This window comes from Amycolatopsis viridis (genome assembly GCF_011758765.1).
Lineage (GTDB): Bacteria > Actinomycetota > Actinomycetes > Mycobacteriales > Pseudonocardiaceae > Amycolatopsis_E > Amycolatopsis_E viridis.
In genome coordinates this window covers 5321728-5343397 of sequence record NZ_JAANOU010000001.1, presented here as the reverse complement: position 1 = coordinate 5343397, position 21670 = coordinate 5321728, and the positions used below count along the sequence as shown (strand labels likewise).

General features: G+C 71.8%; 22 protein-coding genes. 11 read left to right on the top strand and 11 right to left on the bottom strand.

The window, feature by feature from the left end:
• Positions 1–149 precede the first annotated feature (149 nt).
• Genes FHX46_RS26440 through FHX46_RS26420 form a run of 5 tightly spaced genes read left to right on the top strand, consistent with a single transcriptional unit; the run spans position 150 to position 6407 of the window.
• Positions 150–1385, top strand: a complete 1236-nt coding sequence (locus FHX46_RS26440; protein WP_167120300.1) for an ABC transporter substrate-binding protein — start codon at positions 150–152, stop codon at positions 1383–1385.
• Positions 1382–2266: a branched-chain amino acid ABC transporter permease gene (locus tag FHX46_RS26435; RefSeq protein ID WP_167120297.1), complete on the top strand. Its 885-nt coding sequence runs from the start codon at positions 1382–1384 to the stop codon at positions 2264–2266. The genes FHX46_RS26440 and FHX46_RS26435 overlap by 4 nt, the downstream gene beginning before the upstream one ends.
• Positions 2259–4052 carry a branched-chain amino acid ABC transporter ATP-binding protein/permease gene (locus FHX46_RS26430; RefSeq protein WP_167120294.1) on the top strand — a complete coding sequence of 598 codons (1794 nt, stop codon included), beginning with the start codon at positions 2259–2261 and terminating at the stop codon, positions 4050–4052. The genes FHX46_RS26435 and FHX46_RS26430 overlap by 8 nt, the downstream gene beginning before the upstream one ends.
• The gene (locus FHX46_RS26425; RefSeq protein ID WP_167120291.1) at positions 4052–4822 is read left to right on the top strand and encodes an ABC transporter ATP-binding protein; all 771 of its coding nucleotides are present in this window, start codon (positions 4052–4054) and stop codon (positions 4820–4822) included. Before FHX46_RS26430 ends, FHX46_RS26425 begins: the two co-directional genes overlap by 1 nt.
• A gap of 1 nt (position 4823) precedes the next feature.
• On the top strand, positions 4824–6407 hold the full coding sequence (locus FHX46_RS26420) for an AMP-binding protein (RefSeq protein ID WP_208400292.1): 1584 nt from the start codon (positions 4824–4826) through the stop codon (positions 6405–6407).
• Here FHX46_RS26420 and FHX46_RS26415 read toward each other — a convergent pair.
• The 4 genes from FHX46_RS26415 to FHX46_RS28685 all read right to left on the bottom strand — a co-directional run bounded on the left by FHX46_RS26415 (position 6379) and on the right by FHX46_RS28685 (position 8721).
• Positions 6379–7005, bottom strand: a complete 627-nt coding sequence (locus FHX46_RS26415; protein ID WP_167120288.1) for a TetR/AcrR family transcriptional regulator — start codon at positions 7003–7005, stop codon at positions 6379–6381. The genes FHX46_RS26420 and FHX46_RS26415 overlap by 29 nt on opposite strands.
• 302 nt (positions 7006–7307) lie before the next feature.
• Positions 7308–7886 carry a DUF3618 domain-containing protein gene (locus FHX46_RS26410; RefSeq protein ID WP_167120285.1) on the bottom strand — a complete coding sequence of 193 codons (579 nt, stop codon included), beginning with the start codon at positions 7884–7886 and terminating at the stop codon, positions 7308–7310.
• Positions 7883–8296 (bottom strand): phage holin family protein, encoded by a 414-nt coding sequence (locus FHX46_RS26405; protein ID WP_167120282.1) that lies wholly within the window; start codon positions 8294–8296, stop codon positions 7883–7885. The genes FHX46_RS26410 and FHX46_RS26405 overlap by 4 nt, the downstream gene beginning before the upstream one ends.
• Positions 8293–8721: a hypothetical protein gene (locus FHX46_RS28685; RefSeq protein ID WP_243871346.1), complete on the bottom strand. Its 429-nt coding sequence runs from the start codon at positions 8719–8721 to the stop codon at positions 8293–8295. Before FHX46_RS28685 ends, FHX46_RS26405 begins: the two co-directional genes overlap by 4 nt.
• Before the next feature lie 24 nt (positions 8722–8745).
• Here FHX46_RS28685 and FHX46_RS28680 point away from each other — a divergent pair, with 24 nt between their 5' ends.
• From FHX46_RS28680 to FHX46_RS26390, 3 genes are all read left to right on the top strand, one after another.
• Entirely contained in the window at positions 8746–9102 is a 357-nt protein-coding gene (locus FHX46_RS28680) for a hypothetical protein (RefSeq protein ID WP_243871345.1), read from the top strand.
• Between the two features lie 116 nt (positions 9103–9218).
• Positions 9219–9782 (top strand): hypothetical protein, encoded by a 564-nt coding sequence (locus tag FHX46_RS26395; protein ID WP_167120279.1) that lies wholly within the window; start codon positions 9219–9221, stop codon positions 9780–9782.
• An 84-nt stretch (positions 9783–9866) separates the two neighbouring features.
• On the top strand, positions 9867–11006 hold the full coding sequence (locus FHX46_RS26390) for an MFS transporter (RefSeq protein WP_167120276.1): 1140 nt from the start codon (positions 9867–9869) through the stop codon (positions 11004–11006).
• Positions 11007–11015: 9 nt separating this feature from the next.
• Here FHX46_RS26390 and FHX46_RS26385 read toward each other — a convergent pair whose 3' ends face one another.
• The 3 genes from FHX46_RS26385 to FHX46_RS26375 are packed head-to-tail and all read right to left on the bottom strand — an operon-like array spanning position 11016 to position 13554.
• Positions 11016–11957: a pyridoxal-phosphate dependent enzyme gene (locus FHX46_RS26385; protein WP_167120273.1), complete on the bottom strand. Its 942-nt coding sequence runs from the start codon at positions 11955–11957 to the stop codon at positions 11016–11018.
• 29 nt (positions 11958–11986) lie between these two features.
• Positions 11987–13207, bottom strand: a complete 1221-nt coding sequence (locus FHX46_RS26380) for an RNA polymerase sigma factor (protein WP_167120270.1) — start codon at positions 13205–13207, stop codon at positions 11987–11989.
• A complete protein-coding gene (locus tag FHX46_RS26375; protein WP_167120268.1) occupies positions 13204–13554 on the bottom strand; it encodes a YciI family protein in 351 nt (116 codons plus the stop codon). Before FHX46_RS26375 ends, FHX46_RS26380 begins: the two co-directional genes overlap by 4 nt.
• 105 nt (positions 13555–13659) lie before the next feature.
• Between FHX46_RS26375 and FHX46_RS26370 the strand changes: the two genes are divergently transcribed.
• The 3 genes from FHX46_RS26370 to FHX46_RS26360 all read left to right on the top strand — a co-directional run bounded on the left by FHX46_RS26370 (position 13660) and on the right by FHX46_RS26360 (position 16100).
• A complete protein-coding gene (locus tag FHX46_RS26370; protein WP_313886252.1) occupies positions 13660–14733 on the top strand; it encodes an ATP-dependent DNA ligase in 1074 nt (357 codons plus the stop codon).
• Positions 14730–15725, top strand: coding sequence for a non-homologous end-joining DNA ligase (gene ligD / locus FHX46_RS26365; RefSeq protein ID WP_167120265.1), 996 nt, complete (start codon positions 14730–14732; stop codon positions 15723–15725). The genes FHX46_RS26370 and ligD overlap by 4 nt, the downstream gene beginning before the upstream one ends.
• A 189-nt stretch (positions 15726–15914) precedes the next feature.
• The gene (locus FHX46_RS26360; protein WP_167120262.1) at positions 15915–16100 is read left to right on the top strand and encodes a hypothetical protein; all 186 of its coding nucleotides are present in this window, start codon (positions 15915–15917) and stop codon (positions 16098–16100) included.
• A 7-nt stretch (positions 16101–16107) separates the two neighbouring features.
• On the opposite strand, the gene FHX46_RS26355 is transcribed toward FHX46_RS26360, so the two are convergent.
• The 4 genes from FHX46_RS26355 to FHX46_RS26340 form a co-directional block, all read right to left on the bottom strand.
• The gene (locus tag FHX46_RS26355) at positions 16108–16671 is read right to left on the bottom strand and encodes a GNAT family N-acetyltransferase (protein WP_243871344.1); all 564 of its coding nucleotides are present in this window, start codon (positions 16669–16671) and stop codon (positions 16108–16110) included.
• Between the two features lie 212 nt (positions 16672–16883).
• Entirely contained in the window at positions 16884–19004 is a 2121-nt protein-coding gene (locus FHX46_RS26350) for an amylo-alpha-1,6-glucosidase (RefSeq protein ID WP_167120257.1), read from the bottom strand.
• Positions 19001–20164 (bottom strand): glycosyltransferase family 4 protein, encoded by a 1164-nt coding sequence (locus FHX46_RS26345; RefSeq protein ID WP_167120254.1) that lies wholly within the window; start codon positions 20162–20164, stop codon positions 19001–19003. The genes FHX46_RS26350 and FHX46_RS26345 overlap by 4 nt, the downstream gene beginning before the upstream one ends.
• 161 nt (positions 20165–20325) lie before the next feature.
• Positions 20326–21666, bottom strand: coding sequence for an MFS transporter (locus FHX46_RS26340; RefSeq protein ID WP_167120251.1), 1341 nt, complete (start codon positions 21664–21666; stop codon positions 20326–20328).
• Positions 21667–21670: the final 4 nt, after the last annotated feature.

The following is a 21670-nucleotide window of genomic DNA, read 5'->3' as shown; positions in this document are numbered from 1 at the left end:
ATGAACGTACATGCAATATGACCCTCCCTCGCGCGGGTAGCAAGTGCTCAGGGCTGTTCGTCACGTCTCTTGACGGGCGGGAAGGGCCATGTATATAAACGCTCATACACATGCCCGATTCGGGTGATGCGACGCCAACGGAGGCGCACATGGATACCAGCCTGAGCCGCGGTGTACCCGGCTTGTCCCGCCGGACCGCCCTGTCGGGGGCACTGGCCCTGGGAACCGCACTCCTCGGTGCCGGGCTGGCGGCCTGCGCCGGCCGCGGCGCGGGCAGCTCGAACGCACAGGCCGAGCTCGGCTGGATCCAGCCCAAAACCGGGCGCCTCGCCAGCGCCTACGCACCGACCTTCATCGGTGCGCAGCTGGCGTTGCAGGAGATCAACGCCGCGGGCGGCCTGCTCGGCGCCGCGATCCAGGTGCACGAGGAGGACGACGAGGGATCACCGGCCACGCAGTCGACCGTTGCCCAGCGGCTGCTCAGCGCCCGGCCGGACTTCGTGGTCGGCCCGACCGGCAGCTCCCAGGCCGTTGCGTCGGTCACCGCGCTCGCGCGCAGCAACGCGATCCAGTCCGCCTGGGGCGGCGCCGACATCCTGGGCGACGGGAACCGCTTCCCCGCGCACTACCAGCTCGTGTTCAACACCAGCAGGCAGGGCGCGGCCGCCGCCAGGTTCCTCTTCGAGACCCGCGGTATCCGCCGGATCGGGCTGCTCACCGAGAACTCCGAGTTCGGCAAGTCCATGCAGGAGTCGTTCACCCGCACCCTGCGCGACAACTACCGCACCGAACTCGCCGGTGTGCAGGTCTTCGAACCGAACGCGCCGGACATGGCGCCCTACCTCAACCAGCTGGCGCGCGCCGGGGTCGAGGGGCTCGGCATGTTCAGCGGGCAGCCGCAGGCGGCCGTGCTGTCCCTTCGCGCGATGGCCAACAGCAGCTTCGCGCCGGTGATCGTGGCGCACGACCTCAACTACATCGACGCCTACAACGAGATCCCGGTGGAGCTGCTGCGGAACTTCTACGGCACCGCGTACCGCTCCCTGACCTACCCCAAGGGCGGCGCGCCGTCCGGCCCCGCCCTGGACTACGCCAACAAGATCCGCGCCCAGGCCGGGCAACTCGCGTTCTCCGCCGCCAACAGCCCGTACTACGACTTCCTGAAGCTGCTCGCGGTGGTCGTCGAGCAGGAGCGCACGACGGACCCGGCCCGGTTGCGGGCGGCGATGAACGGGGTGCGCGGGTACCAGGGCGTCCGTGCGCCCATCTCGTTCACCGAGACCGACCACTGTGGAATCGGCGACGACGCCATCGCGATCGCGACGCTGCTCTCCGCCAAGGACGAGGCGTCCGCGGGCGGCATCTTCCGGGAGCTGGCCGCGTGAATCCGGTCAGCGAGATCCTCGTTCCCGGGCTGACCTTCGGGAGCCTCTACGCGCTCGTCGCGATCGGGCTCAACGTGCTCTACCGCCCGACGAACGTGCTCAACTTCGCCCAGGGCGATCTGGTGATGGTGGGCGCGATGCTGATGGCCGCGACCGGTCTCGGCGGCCTGCCGTGGCCGCTCGCGCTGGTCTGCGTCGTCGTGGTCGTCGGCCTGATCGCGTTGCTCGAGGAACGGCTGGCCGTCACACCGGTGCTGCGCCGCTCCGGTCACGCCGCCGGCTGGGTCATCACCACCCTCGCCTTCTCGCTGATCCTGAGCCAGGTCGCGGGCCGGATCTGGACCGCGGAACCCCGGTCGGTAGCGCCTCCCGCGCCGCTGTCCCTGCGGCCGATGGACCTGTGGGGGCTGCAGATCAGCAGCTACCAGCTCGTGGTGATCGGCGTGGTCGTGGTGCTCGTCGCCGGCCTCGAGCTCGGCGACCGGACCCGCTTCGGGTGCGCCGTGCGGGCCGTCGCCGCGGACCGGGACGGCGCGCGGCTGCAGGGCATCCGGCCGGACCGCATCGGCCGCGTGTCGTTCCTGATCGGCGGCGCGCTGGCCGGGCTCGCCGGCGTGCTCGCCGCGCCGCTGCTGCTGGCGTCCGTGACCATGGGGTTCGGCCTGCTGATCCGCGGGTTCTTCGCGGCCATCGTGGGCGGAGTGGGGGACCACCGGGGCGCGCTGGTCGCCGGCTGGCTGCTCGGCGTCGTCGAAGCGGTGGGCGCGCGGTACGTCTCGCCGGGCATGCAGACCGCGGTCCTGTTCGGCGTCGTCGTGGTCGTCCTGATGGTCCGGCCCACCGGGCTGCGGCGCTCGGGCGGGGTGCTGCGGCATGTCTGACGCCACCCTGACCGCACGCCGCCCACGGGCGATCGCCGGGCCGCGGACCAGAGCGGCCGGCATCGTGCTCGCCGCCGCGGTCGCGGCGGCGCTGCCGCTGGTCGCCGGTGACCCGTACGTGGTCTACCTGGCGACCCTGGTCGGCATCTACGCCCTCGTCGCGATGGGTCTGAACCTGCTGTTCGGCTACGCCGGGCAGGTCTCGCTGGGCCACGGCGCGCTGGTCGCGGTCGGTGCCTACGTCGCGGCGGTGCTGACCACCACGTACGGGTGGTCGTTCTGGGCCGCCCTGCCGGCCGCGATGGTGGCGGCGGGGCTGGTGGGCAGCCTGATGGCGTTGCCGGCGCTGCGCCTGACCGCGTGGTACCTCGCGCTCATCACGCTCGCGTTCGGCATGGTGGTCAACGGCCTGCTGGTCGAGATGCGGGAGATCACCGGCGGCTTCTCCGGGATCCTCGGCGTGCCCCGGCCGGAGGTCGGCGGGCTGCCGCTGGACGACCCGGGCTTCTTCTGGCTGGTCCTCGCTTTCGTCGTCGTCACCTACGTGGTCCTGCGGAACCTGGTGCGTTCGCGGATCGGCCGCGGGTTGATCAGTGTCCGCGACGCCGAGGAGGCCGCCCGCTCGTCCGGTGCGGACATCGTGCGCCTCAAGGTGTTCGCGTTCTTCCTCAGCGCGGTGCTCGCCGGGGCGGCGGGCGCCCTGCTCGCCGGGTTCAAGGGCATGGTGACGCCGGACGACTTCACGATCGACTTCTCGGTGTTCTTCCTGCTCGTGGTGATCGTCGGCGGCGCGGGGCGGCTCGGCGGCCCGGTCGTCGGCGTGCTGGCGTTCTTCGTGCTGCCCGAGCTGCTCGGGGCGCTGGCGGAATGGCGCCTGCTGGTCTACGGCGCGGTGCTGCTCGTGGTCGCCGTCTACGCGCCGCACGGGATCGCCGGCGCCTGGTCCCGCTGGTGGCGCTCGCGCCGCCCACCGGCGCCACCGGTGGGCGAACCGCCGCCGGAACCGTCCGGGGCAGCGCCGCCGCGGGATGCCCTGAGCCTGTCGGCACGGGGCCTGGCCAAGGGCTTCGGCGGGGTGCGGGCGCTGCGCTCGGCCGATCTGGAGGTTCCCGCGGGCACCATCCACGCGGTCGTCGGGCCGAACGGGTCCGGGAAGACCACGCTGCTCAACACCATCACCGGGTACGTCCGCGCGGACGGCGGGACCGTGCAGCTCGGTGGGCGCGGCACCGGCCGCCGGTCACCCCATCGGATGGCTCGCGCCGGGGTCGGGCGGACCTTCCAGACCCCGCGCCTGCTCCCGGAGCTCAGCGCCCTGGACAACGTCCTCCTCGGTGCCTACGCGCGGGAGCGCTCACCGGCGGCGGTGATCGCCACCGGTCTGCCGTGGGCGCGCCGGGAAGCCACCGCGCTCGCCGCCGAAGCCATGGCCTACCTGCGGTTCGTGGGACTCGGCGACGTCGCGGGGCAGCAGGCGGGCACGCTCCCGCACGGCAAACAGCGGCTGCTGGAGATCGGCCGCGCGCTGATGGCCCGGCCGAGCCTGCTGCTCCTCGACGAGCCGGCGGCCGGCCTGTCGATGACCGAGCTCGACGCACTCGGGCGGCTGCTGCGGGAGATCCGCGCGGAAGGGGCGACCGTCGTGCTTATCGAGCACCACATCGAACTCGTCGCCGAGGTGTCCGATGCGGTCACCGTGCTGCACGAGGGCGCGACGCTGCTGTCCGCGCCACCGGCGGCGGCCCTGTCCGACGACCGTGTTGTCGACGTCTACCTGGGGCGCTGATGGATCCACTCCTCGAACTGTCCGGCGTCACCGCGGGTTACGGCTCGGCGATCGTCGTCGAGGACGTCGCTCTGGCCGTGGAACCGGGTCAGGTCTGCGCGCTCGTCGGGGCGAACGGAGCGGGCAAGAGCACCTTGCTCGCCACGATCTCCGGCCTGCGGCGTGCCCACCGGGGCCGGATCACCTTCGACGGCACGGACCTCAGCCGTGCCGCGCCGGAGACCGTGGTGCGGCACGGGCTCGGTCACGTCGCGCAGGGACGGCGGATCTTCCGCGGGATGACCGTGCGGGAGAACCTCGACCTCGGCCTGTGGCGGTCCGGGCTCGGCAAGACCGAGCAGCGGGACCGGCTGGACTGGGTGCTGGGGCTGTTCCCGTTCCTGCGGGCCCGGATGTCCGCGCAGGCGGAGGTGCTCAGCGGCGGCGAGCAGCAGATGCTGGTCATCGGGCAGGCGCTGATGCGCAAGCCGCGGCTGCTGCTGCTCGACGAACCGTCCCTCGGGCTGGCACCGGTGATGGTCGACCGCGTCTTCGACACCATCGAGGTGCTGCGCGGTGAAGGGCTGAGCCTGCTGCTGGTGGAGCAGGTGGTCGAGCGGGCGCTGAGCATCGCCGACCGGGGCTTCGTGATGCAGAACGGCCGGATCGTGGCCGAGGGACCCGGGCCGGACCTGCTCCGGGGACCCGCCTTGCGCCAGGCGTACCTGGGCGCGTTCGCTGGGGGGAGCCCGTCCAGCGACCCCGCTGATTCGACGGAAGTGAGGCAGTGACATGGACGAGATGGACTGGTGGAGTTCGACCGTGCCCGAGCCGGAGCAGTGCGTGCTGGGGCCGCTGTTGCACCGGCACGCGCGGGAGCGCGGGGACGCCGTCCACGCGGTGTTCCAGGACGGCAGCCGCTGGACCTACGCCGAGACCTGGCGCGCCGCGAACGCCGTGGCCCGGCAGCTGGCCGCGCTGGGTGTCCAGCCCGGTGACCGGGTCCTGTCCTGGCTGCCGAACGGGCCGGACGCGCTGCGCGTCTGGTACGGGGCGAACCTGCTCGGCGCCATCTACATGCCGCTGAACCCGGCCTACCGGGGTGGTCTGCTCCAGCACGCGATCCGGTTGTCCGGTGCGCGCGTGATGGTCGCCCACCCGGACCTGGTGCCGCGTCTGGCCACATTGGAGGGTGGCCAGCTGGACCACGTCGTGCCGCTGACCAAGAAGGACTGGACGGACGACGGCCCGGACGTGGTGCCCGTGGAAACGGTCCAGCCGTGGGACCCCTACGCGATCATCCTGACCAGCGGTACCACCGGACCGTCGAAGGGCGTGGTGTGTTCCTACGCGCACGTCGCGACGACCGCGGCCGCGGCGTTCGACGAGCGGTTCGGCAGCGAGGACCGGTACATGATCAACCTGCCGCTGTTCCACGCCGGCGGCACGATCGGCTGCTACGCAGCCCTGCTGAAGGGTGCGTCGATCGCGGTCGTCGACCGGTTCGACACCGGCCGGTTCTGGGACCTGGTGCGCACCACCGGGACCACCCACGTGACGCTGCTCGGCGTGATGGCGACCTTCCTCGCCAAGCAGCCGCCCGCGCCCGGCGACCGCGACCACCCGCTGCGGCACGTCTTCATGGTGCCGCTGAACGACGACGTGGCGGGTTTCGCCGCGCGCTTCGGGGTGCGGGTGACCGCCCTGTTCAATATGACCGAGACGTCGATCCCGATCATTTCCGAGGACGATCCGACGACCCCCGCGACGTGCGGCCGGGTCCGCCGCGGTGTGCAGGCGCGGCTCGTCGACGAGTTCGACCGGGAGGTCCCCGACGGGACGGTGGGCGAGCTGGTGCTGCGCACCGACCGGCCGTGGGCGATGAACTCCGGCTACTGGGGCATGCCGGAGGCGACGGCACGAGCGTGGCGGAACGGCTGGTTCCACACCGGCGACGCCTTCCGCCGCAGCCCCGACGGCGAGTACTTCTTCGTCGACCGGGTCAAGGACGCGATCCGGCGGCGCGGCGAGAACATCTCCTCGTTCGACGTGGAGGCGGAGATCCTGGCCCATCCGGCGGTGCGGGAAGCGGCGGTCGTCGCGGTGCCCAGCCCGCACGGCGAGGACGACGTGTTGGCCGTCGTCGCACCGGTCGACGGGGCCACCGTCGATCCGGCCGAGCTGCTGGCGTTCCTGTCCGACCGGATGGCGCACTTCATGGTGCCGCGGTACATCCGGGTGCTCGACGAGCTGCCCAAGACGCCCACGAGCAAGATCGAGAAGCATCGGTTGCGGTCGGCCGGCGTCACCACCGACACGTGGGATCGGGAGGCCGTCGGTCTCCGCGTCAAGCAGGAGCGAATCGCTCAACACTGATGGGCGCGGCCGCACCGGCCGTGCGCAGCGCGAGCAGGGCGTATTCGTCCGCGAGGTTCGAGACGCTGAGGTGGCCGCCGGGGTGGTACCAGCGGCCCACCTCGGTCCACGTGCTCAGCAGCATCTTCGCGAGCAGGCCGTTGTCGGCCGTGCCCTGGAACACGCCGGTGCGGATCCCGCGTTCCAGCAGCCGCTCGACGAGGTGACCGAGCCGCAGGCGGCTGCCCCGCATCTCGGCTGCCTGCGGCTCGGGCAGGTTGCGCCACTCCGCGTGGCTGATCGAGGTTTCCTTGCGGTAGGTGGCCGAGAACGTGGTCAGCGCCCGGGCCACTTCCGCGAGCTGACGGGCCGGGTCGTCCCCCGCGCGCAGGATCGCGTCGGCGGTGACGCGCTCGGCATCGGCGTGGGTGCGCGACACGATGGAGTAGAGCAGTTCTTCCTTCGAGCGGTAGTGGTTGTAGAGCGCGCCCGAGGTGAGCCGCAGCGCCGCCGTGATGTGCCGGACGCTGGTGCGGCCGTAGCCCTGCTCGAAGAACAGGTCGACCGCCGCCGCACGGACGCGGTCGGCCGCGGTGGTGCGCGCTGTGGAGGTCCCCATGAGCCGAGCGTACTGCGCAAATGAACGTTCGTTGCCTGATTGAGTACCTGAGGTACCAAGGACTGACCGATCGGTGTGGAGCGGTTTTGCGGAGGGTCGAACCGGCGGCGGTCACGACGCCCGTCGGGGTGTCCTCGTTGACCCGGCCGGGGCAGCGGGGAGGCATGTCCGGTCGGGCATTTCGACGACGACCATCTGCCGGACCTGCCTCGTGGCGGGACGACGCGCCGGGTGACCGACGTCGTCCGGACACCACGGTGCCTGGTGGCCCCCGCCCACCAGGCACCGTGCGCGCAGCCGCCCTAACGGTTCTGCGCCGTCTCCTTCACGTCCTGCGCGGCGGACTTGGTCTCGTCCGCCACGGTCGAGGCCGCGTCACCGGCGGTGGACTTCACCGACTCGACCGCCTGCTGCGCCGGGCCGCGCAGGTTCTCCTTCATGTCCTGCGCCGCGGAACCGAGCGGCCCCGCCATGCCCTGCGCCGTGTCCTTGACCTGCCCGCCCAGCTCCCGCTCCGGGCGGCTGGCCGGGAACAACGACGACACGAGCCACCCCGCGCCGAACGCGATCAGCCCCGCCGCCAGCGGGTTGCCCTCGGTCTGGCGCCGCACGGTCTGCGGTGCCTCCTGGATTCCCTCCGAAACCGAGGACGTCGCGGTGTCCGCCGCCTGGTGCATCCGGTCGGTGGCCGCTTGCACGCCGCTGGAAGTGCTGCCCATCACCCGCTCCTTCAGGTTCTGCGCCAGACCGCGGGCGTGGTGCACCCGCCGCTGCACGACGCGGCTCGGCGTGACCTTCTCGGCCAGCGCGTCCACGTCCCGGCCGAGATTCTGTTGGGTGCCTTCGATTTCCTGCCGAAGGCGATCCGGATCGGTGCTCACGTCGTCCTCCTCAACTGGTCCGGCATTTGCTTCAGGCTGTCCACGGTCCGCTCCGGAACCGGGTCCACGCGGCGCATCCGGTTGCGGCCCAGGGCGTACAGCACACCGGCGATCACGGCCCACACCGCGGCGACGATGAGCGCCGCCCAGCTCTGGTCCATCGCGTTCGACAAGCCCCACCACAACGCGATCGACAGGAACAGCAGCACCATGTAGCCGCCGAAACCCGCGCCGCCGAGCATGCCCGCGCCCTTCCCCGCCTGCTTGGCTTCGGCCTTCACCTCGGCCTTCGCCAGCTCCAGCTCCTGGCGCACCAGCGTGGACAGGTCCTGGGAAATGTTGCTCATCAGGCGGCCGACCGACACGTCGCCGACGTCCGGGCCCTGCCCGGGTGGTTGTGAGTAGGTCATGAGGGCTCCGCCCGGTGTTGTCCGCTGTACTCACCGGTCGCCGGAGGGGCGTACGCCCCTTCCGCCGGGTAGCCGGTGGCCGGCGTGGTCGCTGTGGTCGGTGTGGGTGTGGCTGCTGGGGGTGTGGCGGCCTGGGTCGGCGTACCGGTGGTCGCCGAGGTGTCCGCGGGCGAGCGAGGCTGGGGTGCGCTGCCGCCCTGGTCGCTCACCGCCGCCGCGACGCCTCTGGTCAGCCGGCCCGCGAGCAGACCCGCGACGGCCGCGCCGGCGAGGAACAGGCCGGGCTTGCGCCGCGCGAAGTCACGCACCTCGTCGGCCAGATCGCCCGGCTCGCGCGAGTCGAGCCACGACGCCACCTTCTTCGCCCGCTGGGCGACCTCGCGGACGACGTCCTGGGCGATCCCGGACTCCGAACGGTCCGACATCTGACCCAGCTGATCCGCGATCGAATGCAGATTTCCCGCCGCTTTCTGCTGGCTTTTCCGCGCCTGTTCGCGCAATTGATCAGCGCCCTGTTCGGTCAGATTCCGCGCCTGCCGCTGCGCCTCGGACGCGACCTCTTTCGCCTGATCCGCCGCGGTTCCGGCAACGTGGCTGCCGGACTCCGTGGCCTGATCACGCACCGCCTGCGGCGGCGAACTGCTGGTTTGCTGGCTCATCGATCCTCCTCCAAATCCGATTTCGCGCGGCTACCCGCGACAATTCCCGGCAAACGAGGAAAAGAAATCCCCTTCTCGACGTTCGGGGCAAAAATAGATCTCCGGCCGCTGATCATTCTCGGTTGTGGACCGGCGAAGAGGCGGTAACTGCGGACCACCGAGGATCTCCGAAGATCACTGCCCTGTCTGCCCAGGCGGTGAGCGAGGAGTTGGGTATGAGGTGGTACCGGTCTCGCCGGCTGGTCCTGAAGGAGTACGACTGCGTGGAGCAGTTCGCCGCGAATGCCGCCGAGGTGGGTTGGTCCTTCGCTGCAGAACTGCCCGCCGAGCCCTCGACGGGCACGCCGTGGCGGTCGGCGTGGCAGCTCGCCGCGGGCGTGTTCGTCGCCCTGTACCAATTCCCCGAGCGCCAGCTCGCATACCTGGCCGTGTGGAGCATGCTCGGCCGGGAAGCCGCTGTTCACTTCTTGGAATTGCCACGTGTGAGCCTGGAGTTCTCTGGGCTTGACGTGTGGACCGATGAGGAGCTGATCGGCGCCGTGTCCGCCGCGTCAGACCCGGGCGAGCACGCAACCGCTCTGATCCGGGCCGGCCTCGGCGCCCCGGGGGAGATCGCGGAGCCGTGGGTAGCTGCCTTCTTCGCTGCCGTCGAGCATCACTCGGAGGAGGTACGAGCTGCCGGGATCGAGGCGATCATGCACGCGGGTTGGCCACGCTTCGCTGAACTGCTCAGGGCCATGGCCAAGAGGGATCCCAGCAGGAGTATCAGAAAGCTGGCGAAGCGGAGCGCCTCGATCCTGGAGGCCAGAACTCCATCTGCATTATGATCTCTTCGGTCAGGACCCACTCGTTTTCCGGCGCCGTCATCAGGCAAGACAACGAATTCCGGCTGGCGCACTACCGTTCTGATCATGAACGGGGAACTCGGGCGCGCCCGCCGGGCGGTGTCGGTGGTGTTCGCGGTCTGCGGCGCGGCGTTCGGGACCTGGCTCGCGCGGGTGCCGGCCGTCCAGGAGCGGCTCGGGCTCAGCACCGGGCAGCTCGCCGCCGGGCTGTTCGGCCTCGCCGCCGGGTCGGTGGTGGCGTTGCTCGTGGCGGGCGCGCTCATCACCCGCACGGGCAGCCGGGCGGCGACCCTGCTCGGCGCGGTCGTGCTGTGCGGCGGGCTGCCTCTGGTGGCGTTCGCGCCGAGCGTGCCGGTGTTCGTCGCCGCGCTGGTGGTGCTCGGGATCGGCAACAGCACCCTCGACGTCGCGATGAACGCCCACGCCGCGCGTGTCGAGGACGGCTACGGGCGGCCGATCTTCGCCGGGTTCCACGCGTTCTGGAACATCGGCGGTCTCGCCGGATCCGGGGCCGACGCCCTCATGGAGACCTGGCACGTGCCGGTGACCACGCACTTCCCGGTGGCGGGGGCGGTTCTGCTGGCGGTCGCGTTGTGGGCGGTGCGCACCGGGTTCCTCCGCGGACCCGACCGCGGTCAGGGCGGGCCCGCGTTCGCGTGGCCCGGCCGGGCGCTGGTGCCGCTCGGGGTGGTGGCGTTCTGCGGCTTCGTGGCCGAGGGCGCGGTCAACAGCTGGGGCGCGGTGTACCTGACCGACGTCGCGGCGGCCGGCCCCGCCGTCGCGTCACTCGGCTACTTCACGTTCTCGCTGACGATGATCGTGGTGCGGCTGGCGACCGACCGGGTCGTCGCCCGGGTCGGGCCGGTGCGTTTCCTGCGGCTGGCGTCCGCGGTCGCGGTGTGCGGGTTCGTGATCGTGATCGGGGTGCCGGTGCCGGTCGCCGGGCTGCTCGGGTTCGCCGTGGTCGGCATCGGGGTGGCGGGGATCGTGCCGGTCGCCTGGAGCGCGGCCGGACGCGCGCAGTCCGACGCACCCGGCCGGGCCGTCGCGGCCGTGGCGGCCTGCGGGTACGCCGGGTTCCTGATCGAGCCGGCGATCATCGGGGCGCTGGCCGGGTGGGTAGGGCTGCGCTGGGCGCTGCTGTCGGCCGTGCTGGTGACCGCCGCGGTGGCGGGGCCGGCGGCGGCGCTGCGGGACCGGCGGTAGCGCCGCGGATCAGGCCAGCAGCTCGCGGAACCGCTCGACCCCGATGTTGCCGCCGGAGAGCACCACCCCGACACGGCCGGACAGGGTGCCCTGGAGCAGCGCGGCGAGCGAGGTTGCCCCGCTCGGTTCGAGCACGATCTTCAGCCGCTCGAACGCGAACCGCATCGCCTGGCGGATCTCGTCGTCGCCGACCACGAGGACGTCGTCGACGAGCCGCCGGTTGACGGAGAACGTCAGTTCGCCCGGGATGTCGGCGGCCAGCCCGTCGGCGATGGTGCGGGCAACCGGGATGCGCACCCGGTCACCGGCCGCGAGGGACCGCCGGGTGTCGTCGGCCTGTTCGGGTTCCACGCCGATCACCCGGATACCCGGCTGCAGACCCTTGGCCGCGGTCGCACACCCGGCCATCAGCCCGCCGCCGCCGATCGGCACGACCAGGGTGTCCAGCGGACCGGTCTCCTCGAGCAGTTCGAGCGCGACGGTGCCCTGACCGGCCATGATGTGCGGGTGCTCGTAGGGCGGGATGAGGGTCAGGCCACGCTCCCGCGCGAGCTCGGCTCCGATCGCCTCGCGGTCACCGCTGTAGCGGTCGTAGGTGACCACCTCGGCGCCGTACTCGCGGGTGGCCTGGAGTTTCGACGCCGGGGCGTCCTCCGGCATCAGGATGACCGCGGTCGTCCCCGTCAGCCGGGCCGCCAATGCGACCGCCTGGGCGTGGTTGCCGGACGAGTACGCCGCAACGCCCTTGCCGAGCTGTTCTGGGGTCAGCTGGGAGATCGCGTTGTAGGCGCCGCGGAACTTGAAGGCGCCGATGCGCTGGAAGTTCTCGGCCTTGAGGAACGCGGTCGTGCCGCTGCGGTGGTCGAGGGTGGTGGAGGTCAGCACCGGCGTCCGATGGGCCACGCCGTCGATCCGCTTGGCGGCGCTCCTGATGGCTTCGAGATCGAGCATGGCGCCAGTTTATACGGGATGTCCATTACTTAGACGGTTCGTCTCGCCCGTCGGTGGAGGTACCGCTGCTCCGGGAGGCTCGTCGTGTACTTCGCGGCCAGCAGGTACTCCTCCCGTGCCGCCGCGAGCTGCCCGGCGCGGTCGAGCAGGTGCGCGCGCACCGCGTGCAACCGGTGGTGCCTGGCCAGCCGGTCGTCCGCCGCGAGCGCGTCCACCAGCTCCAGCCCGGCCAGCGGTCCGGACGTCATCGCCACCGCCACCGCCTTGTTCAGCGTCACCATCGGGTTCGGTGCCACCCGCTCCAGCACCGTGTACAGCGCCAGCACCTGCGGCCAGTCCGTCTCCTCGTCGCTCGCCGCCTCGTCGTGCACCGCGGCGATCGCTGCCTGCAGCTGGTAGGCGCCGAGCCGGCGGGTCCGCGCCAGCGCCTCGCTCACCAGCGCGACCCCCTCCTCGATCAGTGCCCGGTCCCACAACCGGCGGTCCTGTTCGGACAACGGGACGAGCTCGCCGGCGGCGGTGCGGGCCGCGCGCCGCGCGTGGGTCAGCAGCATCAGCGCCAGCAGGCCCGCGACCTCCCAGTCCGACGGCAACAGCCGCCGCACCAGGCGCGTCAGCCGGATCGCCTCGGCCGCCAGGTCCTCGCGCTGCAACTCCGGCCCGGCCGTGGCCGTGTACCCCTCGTTGAACATCAGGTACAGCACGTGCAGGACCGCGGCCAGCCGCTCGTCCCGCTCCTCCGGAGGTGGCGGTGCGAACCGGGCGCCCTTCACCTTCTGCTTGGCCCGGCTGATCCGCTGCGCCATCGTCGCCTCCGGCACGAAGAACGCCTTCGCGATCTCCGCCGTCGTCAGGCCGCCGACAGCCCGCAGCGTCAACGCGATCTGCGACGGCGCCGACAGCGCCGGATGACAGCACAGGAACAGCAGCGTCAGCGTGTCGTCCACATCACCGGGGCCGCGCTCGTCCGCGCCCGGTGCAACGAGCAGCGCCGCCGGCGTGGCCATCAGGTCCTCGTCCTCCCGGCGGCGCCGGGCGCTGTCGCTGCGCATCCAGTCGGTGAGGCGCCGCGTCGCGACCGTCAGCAGCCAGCCGCGCGGGTTGTCCGGCACCCCGCTCCCGGCCCACTGCGTCGCGGCCGCGAGCAGCGCCTCCTGCACCGCGTCCTCACACGTGTCGAGCCCGCCGTAGCGGCGCATGAGGATGGCGAGGACCTGCGGCGCCAGCTCGCGCAGCAGGTCCTCGATCACTTTTCGCCACCGTGCAGCACCGGCCACACCTCCACCTGCCGGAACGCGGCGAACGGGTTGTCCGCCGCGATCTCCAGCGCCCGCTCCTCGCTGTCCACCTCCAGCATCGCCACGCTGCCCAGGTACTCCTTGGTCTCCAGGTACGGCCCATCGGTCACGGCCGGCTGCCCATCACGCACCCGGACCACCTTCGGCGCGTCCCCGAGCCCGTAGGCGCCGAGCAACTCGCCGGTCGCGAAGTACTTCCGGTTGAACTCGTCCTGCGCGGCGATGGCCTCCTGCCACTGCGCGGGCGTGATCGAGTCCCACAACTCCTGGTTGCCGTAGAGAATCGCCATGTACTTCATGGGGGCCATCCTTCCTGGTCGGGCCGGTCTCGGAAGGAGGTCCGGAGCGGGCCCGCCGTTTTCGACATGGCGCGCGCGGAATTTTTCCGGCCTAGAGTCTTGCGTGTGGACCTGCCCGTGATGCCGCCCGTCAAGCCGATGCTGGCGAAGGCCGTGCACGAGATGCCCCGCGAACCCGGCCTGCACTACGAGCCGAAGTGGGACGGGTTCCGCTGCGTGGTGTTCCGCGACGGGGATGAGGTCGAGCTGGGCTCGCGCAACGATCGGCCCCTGACCAGGTACTTCCCCGAGCTGGTCGATCTGCTCAAGGCGGCCTTGCCGCCGCGCTGCGTGGTCGACGGCGAGATCGTCATCGTCACCCGCGACGGCCTCGACTTCGACAGCCTCCAGCTGCGCCTGCACCCGGCCGCGTCCCGGGTGCGCAAGCTCGCGGGGGAGACACCCGCCAGCTTCGTCGCCTTCGACATCCTCGCCCTCGACCACGACGACCTCACCGGCGAGCCGTTCCGCGACCGCCGGCACGTCCTCGACGGAGTTCTCGACGACACCCTCGCCCGGGTGCACCTGACCCCGATGACGCTGGACCCGGACGTGGCGCAGGACTGGTTCACCCGCTTCGAGGGAGCCGGTTTCGACGGGGTGATGGCCAAACCCGGCGACCTGCCGTACGAGCAGGACAAGCGGGTGATGTGGAAGGTCAAGCACGAGCGCACCGCCGACTGCGTGGTCGCCGGGTTCCGGTGGCACAAGGACGGCAACGGAGTCGGGTCGCTGCTGCTCGGCCTCTACGACGACGGCGGCCGGCTGCACCACGTGGGCGTCGCCAGCAGCTTCACCGCCGCCCGGCGCCGTGAACTGGCCGGCGAGCTGGCACCGCTGCGCGAGGGTGCGATGGAGCAGCACCCGTGGCGCGAATGGGCGTCGTTCGTCCCCGACGGGCGCCGGATGCCGGGCGCGCAGAGCCGGTGGAACGCCGGTAAGGACCTGTCCTGGGAGCCGGTGCGGATCGAGCTGGTCGCCGAGGTCCGCTACGACCACCTGCAGGCCGCCCGGTTCCGGCACGCCACCCGGCTGGTGCGGTTCCGGCCCGACCGGACACCCGGGTCGTGCCGGTACGACCAGCTGGAAGAGGTGCCACCGGCGGAGTTGACCGCCCTGTTCAGCGAGGTGAAAGCGTGAGCGCCGTTCCCATCGAGGGCACCGAGGTCAGCATCTCGTCGCCGGACAAGGTGTACTTCGCCGAACGCGGCGAAACCAAACTCGACCTGGTGCGGTACTACCAGGCGGTCGAGGGCCCGCTGATGAACACACTGCGGGACCGGCCGCTGCTGCTGGAGCGGTACCCGGACGGTGCGAGCGGCAAGTCGTGGTTCCAGAAGCGGGTGCCGAAGTCCACGCCGTCCTGGGTGCGGACGACGGTCGTGTCGACGCCGAACGGCACGACCTCCGACGCGCTGGTGGCGGCCGACCTGGCACACATTCTGTGGGCGGTGAACCTCGGGTGCATCGGGTTCCACGTGTGGCCCTACCGCGCGTCGGAGCCCTCGTACACCGACGAGTTGCGGATCGACCTCGACCCGTCGCCGGGGGTGAGCTTCGCGCAGGTCCGGGAGGCGGCGGTGCTGGCCAGGGACCTGCTCGACTCGCTGGGCATCGCGTCGTTCCTCAAAACGACCGGCTCGCGTGGGCTGCACGTGTACGTGGCGCTGGAGCCCCGGTGGGACTCGTACCAGGTACGTGCCGCCGCCGTCGCGCTCGCGCGGGAGCTGGAGCGGCGGCACCCGGAGCTGATCACCGCGCAGTGGTGGAAGGAGGAACGCGGGGCGCGGGTCTTCGTGGACTTCAACCAGAACGCACCGCACAAGACGGTGTTCGGCGCGTGGTGCGTGCGGCCGCGGCCGGGTGGGCAGGTGTCGACACCCATCGGCTGGGACGAGCTGTCCACTGTGGAGCCGGCGGAACTGACCCTGACGACGGTACCGGAGCTGGTGTCCCGGCGCGGCGACCCGTGGGCCGCGATGTACACGCGGCCGCAGTCCATCGAGCCGCTGCTGGAGATGTCCGAACGGGACATGGCGGCGGGCCTGATGGACGCGCCCTGGCCACCCGTCTACCCGAAACAGCCGAACGAGCCGCCCCGCGTCGCCCCCAGCCGCGCGAAGAAGGACTAGCCCACAGCGCGCCGTGTTCGCCGCTCCGGCCGCCGTGTCTGCCGTTCCGGCCGCCGTGTTTGCCGTTTCGGGCACCGTGTCTGCCGCTCCGGCCGCCGTGTTTGCCGTCCCGGGCGTCGTGTTTGCCGTCCCGGGCGTCGTGTTTGCCGTCCCGGCCGCCGTGTTTGCCGCTCCGGGCGTCGTGTTGCCGTGCCGGGCGTCGTGTTTGCCGTCCCGGGCGTCGTGTTTGCCGTCCCGGCCGCCGTGTTTGCCGCTCCGGGCGTCGTGTTGCCGTGCCGGGCGTCGTGTTGCCGTGCCGGGCGACTGGAGCAGGTGGCGGAGATCGACCCGGAGGTGGACGCGCTGTCCGAGGAGGACATCAGCGCGCGGCTGTGACGCCCGGCTACGCGGGCGCCTGCCGCCGGGTGCCCGCGTGCCGCCCGCGCACCGCCGCGTACAACAGCATGTCCACGCGTTGTCCGCCGATCTCGCGGTAACTGCGCAGATACCCCTCCCGCTCGTACCCGGCGGCCTCCGCCGTGCGCACGGATGCCGCGTTCCACGGCTCGATGAACAGCTCCACCCGGTGCACCTCGTCGATCGTCCAGGCGAACCGCGTCAGCGCGCGCAGGGCTTGGCCGGCGAGCCCGCGCCCCCGGCTGCGTGGTGCGACGCAGTATCCGGCCGATGCCCGCCCCTGGTCCAGCCCGGCCAGCCACAGCCCGATCTGGCCCCACGGCTCGCCACTGCGCCGGTCGGCGATGCAGAACGAGTAGCCGTACCCCGTCCGCAACCGGCCGTGCTGCCGCCGGATGTAGGCCAGCGCCTCGTCCCGCGTCGCGTTGGCGGGCAGGGTCCCGGTCAACGGCACGTACGGATCCGCCGACATGTCGATCAGCATGTCGACGTCCCCCTCGTCGAACGGGCGCAACCGCACGTCACCGAACTCGGGCAGGGGATCCGGCATCGACAGCATGCACACAGTAAAGAGCCCTCCCCGCCGGAACGGGGAAGGCTTTTCCCGATCGCGGTCCGAGCTTGGCCAGGCCCCGCTCCAGCGTCGCCAGCACCTACGGGATGTCCGGTGCTCTCGGAGCCCGCAGCGCCGAGATCGTCTCCATGTCGACGACCAGGCAGTTCCCGCTCGTGATGGCGGCGGCGAGCCCATGGGGATGCGGATCACCCGGTCATCCGCAGGTCCCACCCTTCCGGCAGCCCCCGCACCTTCGCCACGTCGTGGTCCGCCTCGACGTGCACGGTCAGCTCGCCCAGCCGCAGATCCGACAGGCGCAGCCGGCCCCACCGCTCGGGCAGGTGCGGGCGAACCGTCAACCGCCGCTGCGGGACGTGCGGTTCGAGCCCCAGGAACGACCGTACGAGCAGCAGCGGCGCCGCACTCGCCCACGCCTGCGGCGAACACGACGTCGGATAGGGGATCGGGGGACTGAACTCCGACCGGGCGAAACCGCAGAACAGCTCGGGCAGCCGCCCGCCGAACGCGGCCGCCGCGTCCAGCAGTCCCGTCGCGAGGCGTTGCGCCAGCTCCACCGCGCCCGGTAGGTGCGCATAGCGCAGCAAGCCGGCCACGGCGATGGCCGTGTCGTGCGGCCACACCGAGCCGTTGTGGTAGCTCATCGGGTTGTAGGCGCCCATCGCCGTGGACAGCGTGCGCAACCCGAACCCGCTGTCCATCTCCGGCCGGCTGAGCCGCTCGATCAGCACGGCGGCGTGCTCGTCGGTGGCGATGCCCGACCACAGGCAGTGCGTGGTGTTGCTGGTCAACGCGTCCAGCGGCTGCTTGCGCCCGTCCAGTGCCACGGCGTACCAGCCCTGCTCGGGCAGCCAGAACTTCTCCGCGAACCGCTCGCGCAACCGCTCGGCCCGTTCCCGGCAGCGGGCGGCGGTGGCCGGGTCGTTGAACGCGTCGGCCAGTTCGGCGCGCGCCAGCCAGGCCGCGTAGGCGTACCCCTGGACCTCGCACAGCGCGATCGGCGTGGTGGCCAGCCGCCCGGCCGCGTCGTTGATCCCGTCGAAGCTGTCCTTCCACCCCTGGTTGAGCAGGCCGCGGTCGGTTGCGCGCCGGTACTCGACGAACCCGTCGCCGTCGCGGTCGCCGTAGCGCTCCAGCCAGTCCAGCGCCGCGTCCGCGGCCGGGAGCAGAGCGCGCACCGCGGTCTCGCCCGCGCCCCAGCGCCAGCATTCGGCCAGCAGCATGACGAACAGCGGCGAGGCGTCGACCGTGCCGTAGTAGTGGCTGCCGCCGAGCACCTGGTCGCTGTCCGGGCCGAGCCGCAGCTCGTGCAGGATCCGGCCGGGCTCCTCCTCGGTCAGCGGGTCGACCCGCTTGCCCTGCAACTCGGCGAGGGTCTCCAGGGTGCCGAGCGCGAGGCCGACGTCCAGCGGCAGCGCCATCCACGCGGTGAGCAGGCTGTCCCGGCCGAACAGGGTCATGAACCAGGGGGCGCCGGCGGCGACGAACGGACGGCCGTCCTGGCTGGTGTCGTGGATCTGCAGCGCGCCGAGGTCGCTCTCGGTGCGCTGCAGCACCTGGGTGAGCACCGGGTCGTCGGCCGCGATCATCGTGCTCACGTCCCGCCACGCCCGGATCTTGCGTGCCGGGCCGCTCGCCTCGACCTCCTCGCCGCGGTCGAACTGCGGACGCACCCGCCGGTTCCCGACGGTGGGCTGGACCACGATCTCGGTCGACCACTCGCCGCGCGCGGGCACGACGACGCGCCAGTTCAGCACGCCGGGCGCGGCCAGCGGATCGGCGGTGGCACTGACCGACAGGCCGCGGGAGCCGTCGGACCGGTCCCGCAGCAGCAGTTCCGAACCAGCGACCGTGGCGTCCGCCCCGCCGTGCGCGGGCCGGCCCTCCTTGACCGCGAACAGGTCCGAGAAGTCCGCGTCGACGTGCAGCGTCAGGTTCGCGACGGTGTTCTCCCGGCCCAGGTTCCGCAGGGTGATCGTTTCCCGGAGACCGTCGCCGACGAGGCGTTCGCGCACCAGCAGCAGCGTGCTGTCCGCTTGCCCCGGTTTCGGGTTGCGGCGCAGCACGAACTGCGCCGCGAACGCCTCCGCCGAGATGACCGACAGCGGATGCGGCGGCTGCCCGTCCAGCCGCAGCTCCCACCGCGAGATCAGCCGCGCGTCCCGGAAGAACAGGCCGTGCGAGGTGCCCGGCTGGATGTCGCCGCCCGGCCCGGACAGGCAGAACGTGCTGCCCTCGACGAGGGTGACCGTGCCGCCCGCGCTGGTCACCGGCACCGGCTCGCCCGCGTTGAACGCTTCCGGGGTCATGATCGCCCTCCGGACGGCTGCAACGCCGGGCCGCCGTTGTCCATCTGGTCGTAGGCGCGGTCGAGCGCCGAGTCCAGCGCGGCGTAGTCGCGGCGGAGGCTGCTGACCTCGACGGCCCGCCGGTACGCCGTCTCGTAGCCGGCTCCGAGCCCGGCGACGTCGAAGTGCTCCGCGACGTGCGCGCGGCACTTGGCCGGGTCGAGGTGGCGGACGTCGTGCAGAGCCTGCACCAGGTCGGCCGGATCGTCGCGTACCAGGCCGGTGACGCCGTCCACGACGACCTCCGGCACCGCACCGGACCGCAGCGCGACAACCGGGGTGCCGCACGCCATCGCCTCGATCATGACCATGCCGAACGGTTCCTCCCACTGGATCGGGAAGAGCAGGCAGCGGGCCTTGGCGAGCAGGTCCCGTTTCGCGGTCGCGTCGGCGACGCCGAACACGTGGTCGTTGTCCGTCAGGCGCGGCCGGACCTCCCGCTCGAAGTACTCCTTTTCGATCGGCTCGGCGCACTTGCCGGCCAGCACCAGCCGCAGCCCGGCGCGGTGCGCGGCCTCGAGCGCGAGGTGCGGCGCCTTGTCCGGGTGGAAGCGGCCGAGGAACAGGGCGTAGTCGTCCTTTTCGGACTCGTAGGGCCAGTCCGCCAGTCGCAGTGCGTTGTGGACGGTGCCGATCCAGTTGAGCTCCGGCGCGAGCTCCCGCTGCCGGTCGCTGATCGCCACCAGGTGCACGTCGTCGCCCAGTTCCGAGTAGTAGCGCGCCATGTCCTCGCCCACCGGCCCGTGCACGGTGACCACCGTCGGCACCCCGTAGGCGGGTGCGTTGAGCGGTCCGGCCAGGGAGTGGTCGTGCACCACGTCGACCCCCTCGCTCGTGGCGAGGCGTTGCACGGCCCGGCGCGCGGCGATCGCGTGCATGACTTCCGGGTACGGCTGGCCGAGCAGTTCGGGAACGGTGCGCTCCCACACCGGGACGAACCCGGCCTTCGTGCCGGGACGGCCCGCGCCGATGAGGGTGACCCGGTGCCCGCGGTCGACGAGGGCGTCGGCGAGATCGGCGACCACGGCTTCGACTCCGCCGTACGCCTTCGGCGGAACGTCGAAGTAGGGCGGGACGATCATCGCCACCCGGAGCGGGCGGTCATGGCTGTCCCGGTGCACGGCGGGGTGCGAAACAGATCGGGCTTTCCACGCAGGACGATGCGCGCTGCTCAAGCTGCCTCCTCGGACCGTCAAGGCCTCTCTTCAGTTAGCACTCTCCTGCTAAGAGTGCTAACCCAGGAGGGATCTTCGCGGCAAGCGGCGAACGAGGGAGATTTACATCACACGTCCGCTCCGCTGAGTCGCCGGGCCACGACGACCCCGGCGAGCCCGAGGATCGCGGTGCCGAGGAAGACCACCAGGAACGCGCCGGGCACCGGGCCCTGGTGGGCGATCAGCGCACCGCCGAGTCCACTCGCGACGGCCGTCGCGAGTGTCTGGGCCAGCTGGAGCGACGCGCTGACCGACCCCTGCTGCTCCTCCGGCGTGCGGCCGAGCGTCTCGGTGGTGGCGGCGTTGAACGCAGCCCCCATGCCCACCCCGCCGATCGCCCACCCGAGCACAGCGAGCAGTCCCGGGCCCACGAGCACACCGAACGCCAGCACCGCGACGCCGGCGACCAGAACCGCGAACCCCAGCGCCACGGTGACCCGCCGGTGGCGATCCCACTTGGCCTGCAGCGCGGACCCGGCCACCCAGGTGAGCGCACCCGCCGAGAGGCCCAGTCCCGCCTCGAACGCGTCGAGGTGCCGGAGCTGGGTCAGCCCCAGTGGGAGGAACGCCTCGGTGCCGAAGTACACCGCGCACAGCAGGAACCGGACGACCACCCCGGCGGGTACGCCCCGTCGCACGGCGAGGGTCCCGGCCGGGGTGACCTGCCGCAGCGCGACCACGGCGACCGCCAGCCCGGCCACGGCGAGCGGCGCCAGCAGGGCGATAGTGCGCAGCTCCAGCGCGGCCAGGAGCAGGCCGGTGCCGGCGGTGAGCGCGATGCTGCCGATCAGCGGTCGCCACCGGGACGTGACCGCGGGGCCGGGCTCCCGCCGCTCGAGACCGGGCAGCATGCCCCAGGCGGCCAGCGCGGCCAGCGGGATCATGAACAGGAAAACCCACCGCCAGCCGATCGTGCTCGCGACCGTCGCGGCGACCACCGGGCCGACCAGGGACGGAATGGTCCACGCCGAGGACAACAGCGCGAACATCCGGGCGCGCAGCCGTTCGGGGTAGACCAGGCCGATCAGCGTGTAGGCCATCGCCATCACCGCGCCCACGCCGAGCCCCTGCACGAACCGGCCGACCAGGAACAGCGGCCACGTCGGGGCGAGCCCGGCCACCACGCTGCCGGCGGCGAACGACACCAGGCCCAGTGCCAGCGGCCGGGCCGGACCGCCGCGGTCGGCGGCGTGCCCGGCCAGCACGGTGCCGACGATGTTCGCCAGCATCAACGCAGCCAGGCCCCAGCCGTAGGAGCCGAGGCCACCGAGCCCGCGCGCGATGTCCGGCAGGATGGTCGCCACGCCGAGGGATTCGAGCGCGACGAGTCCCACGGTGAGCACGATGCCGGCCGTGCGGGCGCGGTAGCGGGGCGAGAACACGCCTTCTGATGTCGAGGTGATGGACACGGGG

Excerpts from the sequence above, each read along its gene's own strand:
- FHX46_RS26425 (WP_167120291.1), top strand. The coding sequence starts at position 4,052 with ATGGATCCACTCCTCGAACTGTCCGGCGTCACCGCGGGTTACGGCTCG.
- FHX46_RS26355 (WP_243871344.1), bottom strand. The coding sequence starts at position 16,671 with ATGCCGGATCCCCTGCCCGAGTTCGGTGACGTGCGGTTGCGCCCGTTC.
- FHX46_RS26385 (WP_167120273.1), bottom strand. The coding sequence starts at position 11,957 with ATGCTCGATCTCGAAGCCATCAGGAGCGCCGCCAAGCGGATCGACGGC.
- FHX46_RS26430 (WP_167120294.1), top strand. The coding sequence starts at position 2,259 with ATGTCTGACGCCACCCTGACCGCACGCCGCCCACGGGCGATCGCCGGG.
- FHX46_RS28685 (WP_243871346.1), bottom strand. The coding sequence starts at position 8,721 with ATGTCGGACCGTTCGGAGTCCGGGATCGCCCAGGACGTCGTCCGCGAG.
- FHX46_RS26375 (WP_167120268.1), bottom strand. The coding sequence starts at position 13,554 with ATGAAGTACATGGCGATTCTCTACGGCAACCAGGAGTTGTGGGACTCG.
- FHX46_RS26405 (WP_167120282.1), bottom strand. The coding sequence starts at position 8,296 with ATGACCTACTCACAACCACCCGGGCAGGGCCCGGACGTCGGCGACGTG.
- FHX46_RS26415 (WP_167120288.1), bottom strand. The coding sequence starts at position 7,005 with ATGGGGACCTCCACAGCGCGCACCACCGCGGCCGACCGCGTCCGTGCG.
- FHX46_RS26350 (WP_167120257.1), bottom strand. The coding sequence starts at position 19,004 with ATGACCCCGGAAGCGTTCAACGCGGGCGAGCCGGTGCCGGTGACCAGC.
- FHX46_RS26390 (WP_167120276.1), top strand. The coding sequence starts at position 9,867 with ATGAACGGGGAACTCGGGCGCGCCCGCCGGGCGGTGTCGGTGGTGTTC.
- FHX46_RS28680 (WP_243871345.1), top strand. The coding sequence starts at position 8,746 with ATGCAGATTTCCCGCCGCTTTCTGCTGGCTTTTCCGCGCCTGTTCGCG.
- FHX46_RS26440 (WP_167120300.1), top strand. The coding sequence starts at position 150 with ATGGATACCAGCCTGAGCCGCGGTGTACCCGGCTTGTCCCGCCGGACC.
- FHX46_RS26420 (WP_208400292.1), top strand. The coding sequence starts at position 4,824 with ATGGACGAGATGGACTGGTGGAGTTCGACCGTGCCCGAGCCGGAGCAG.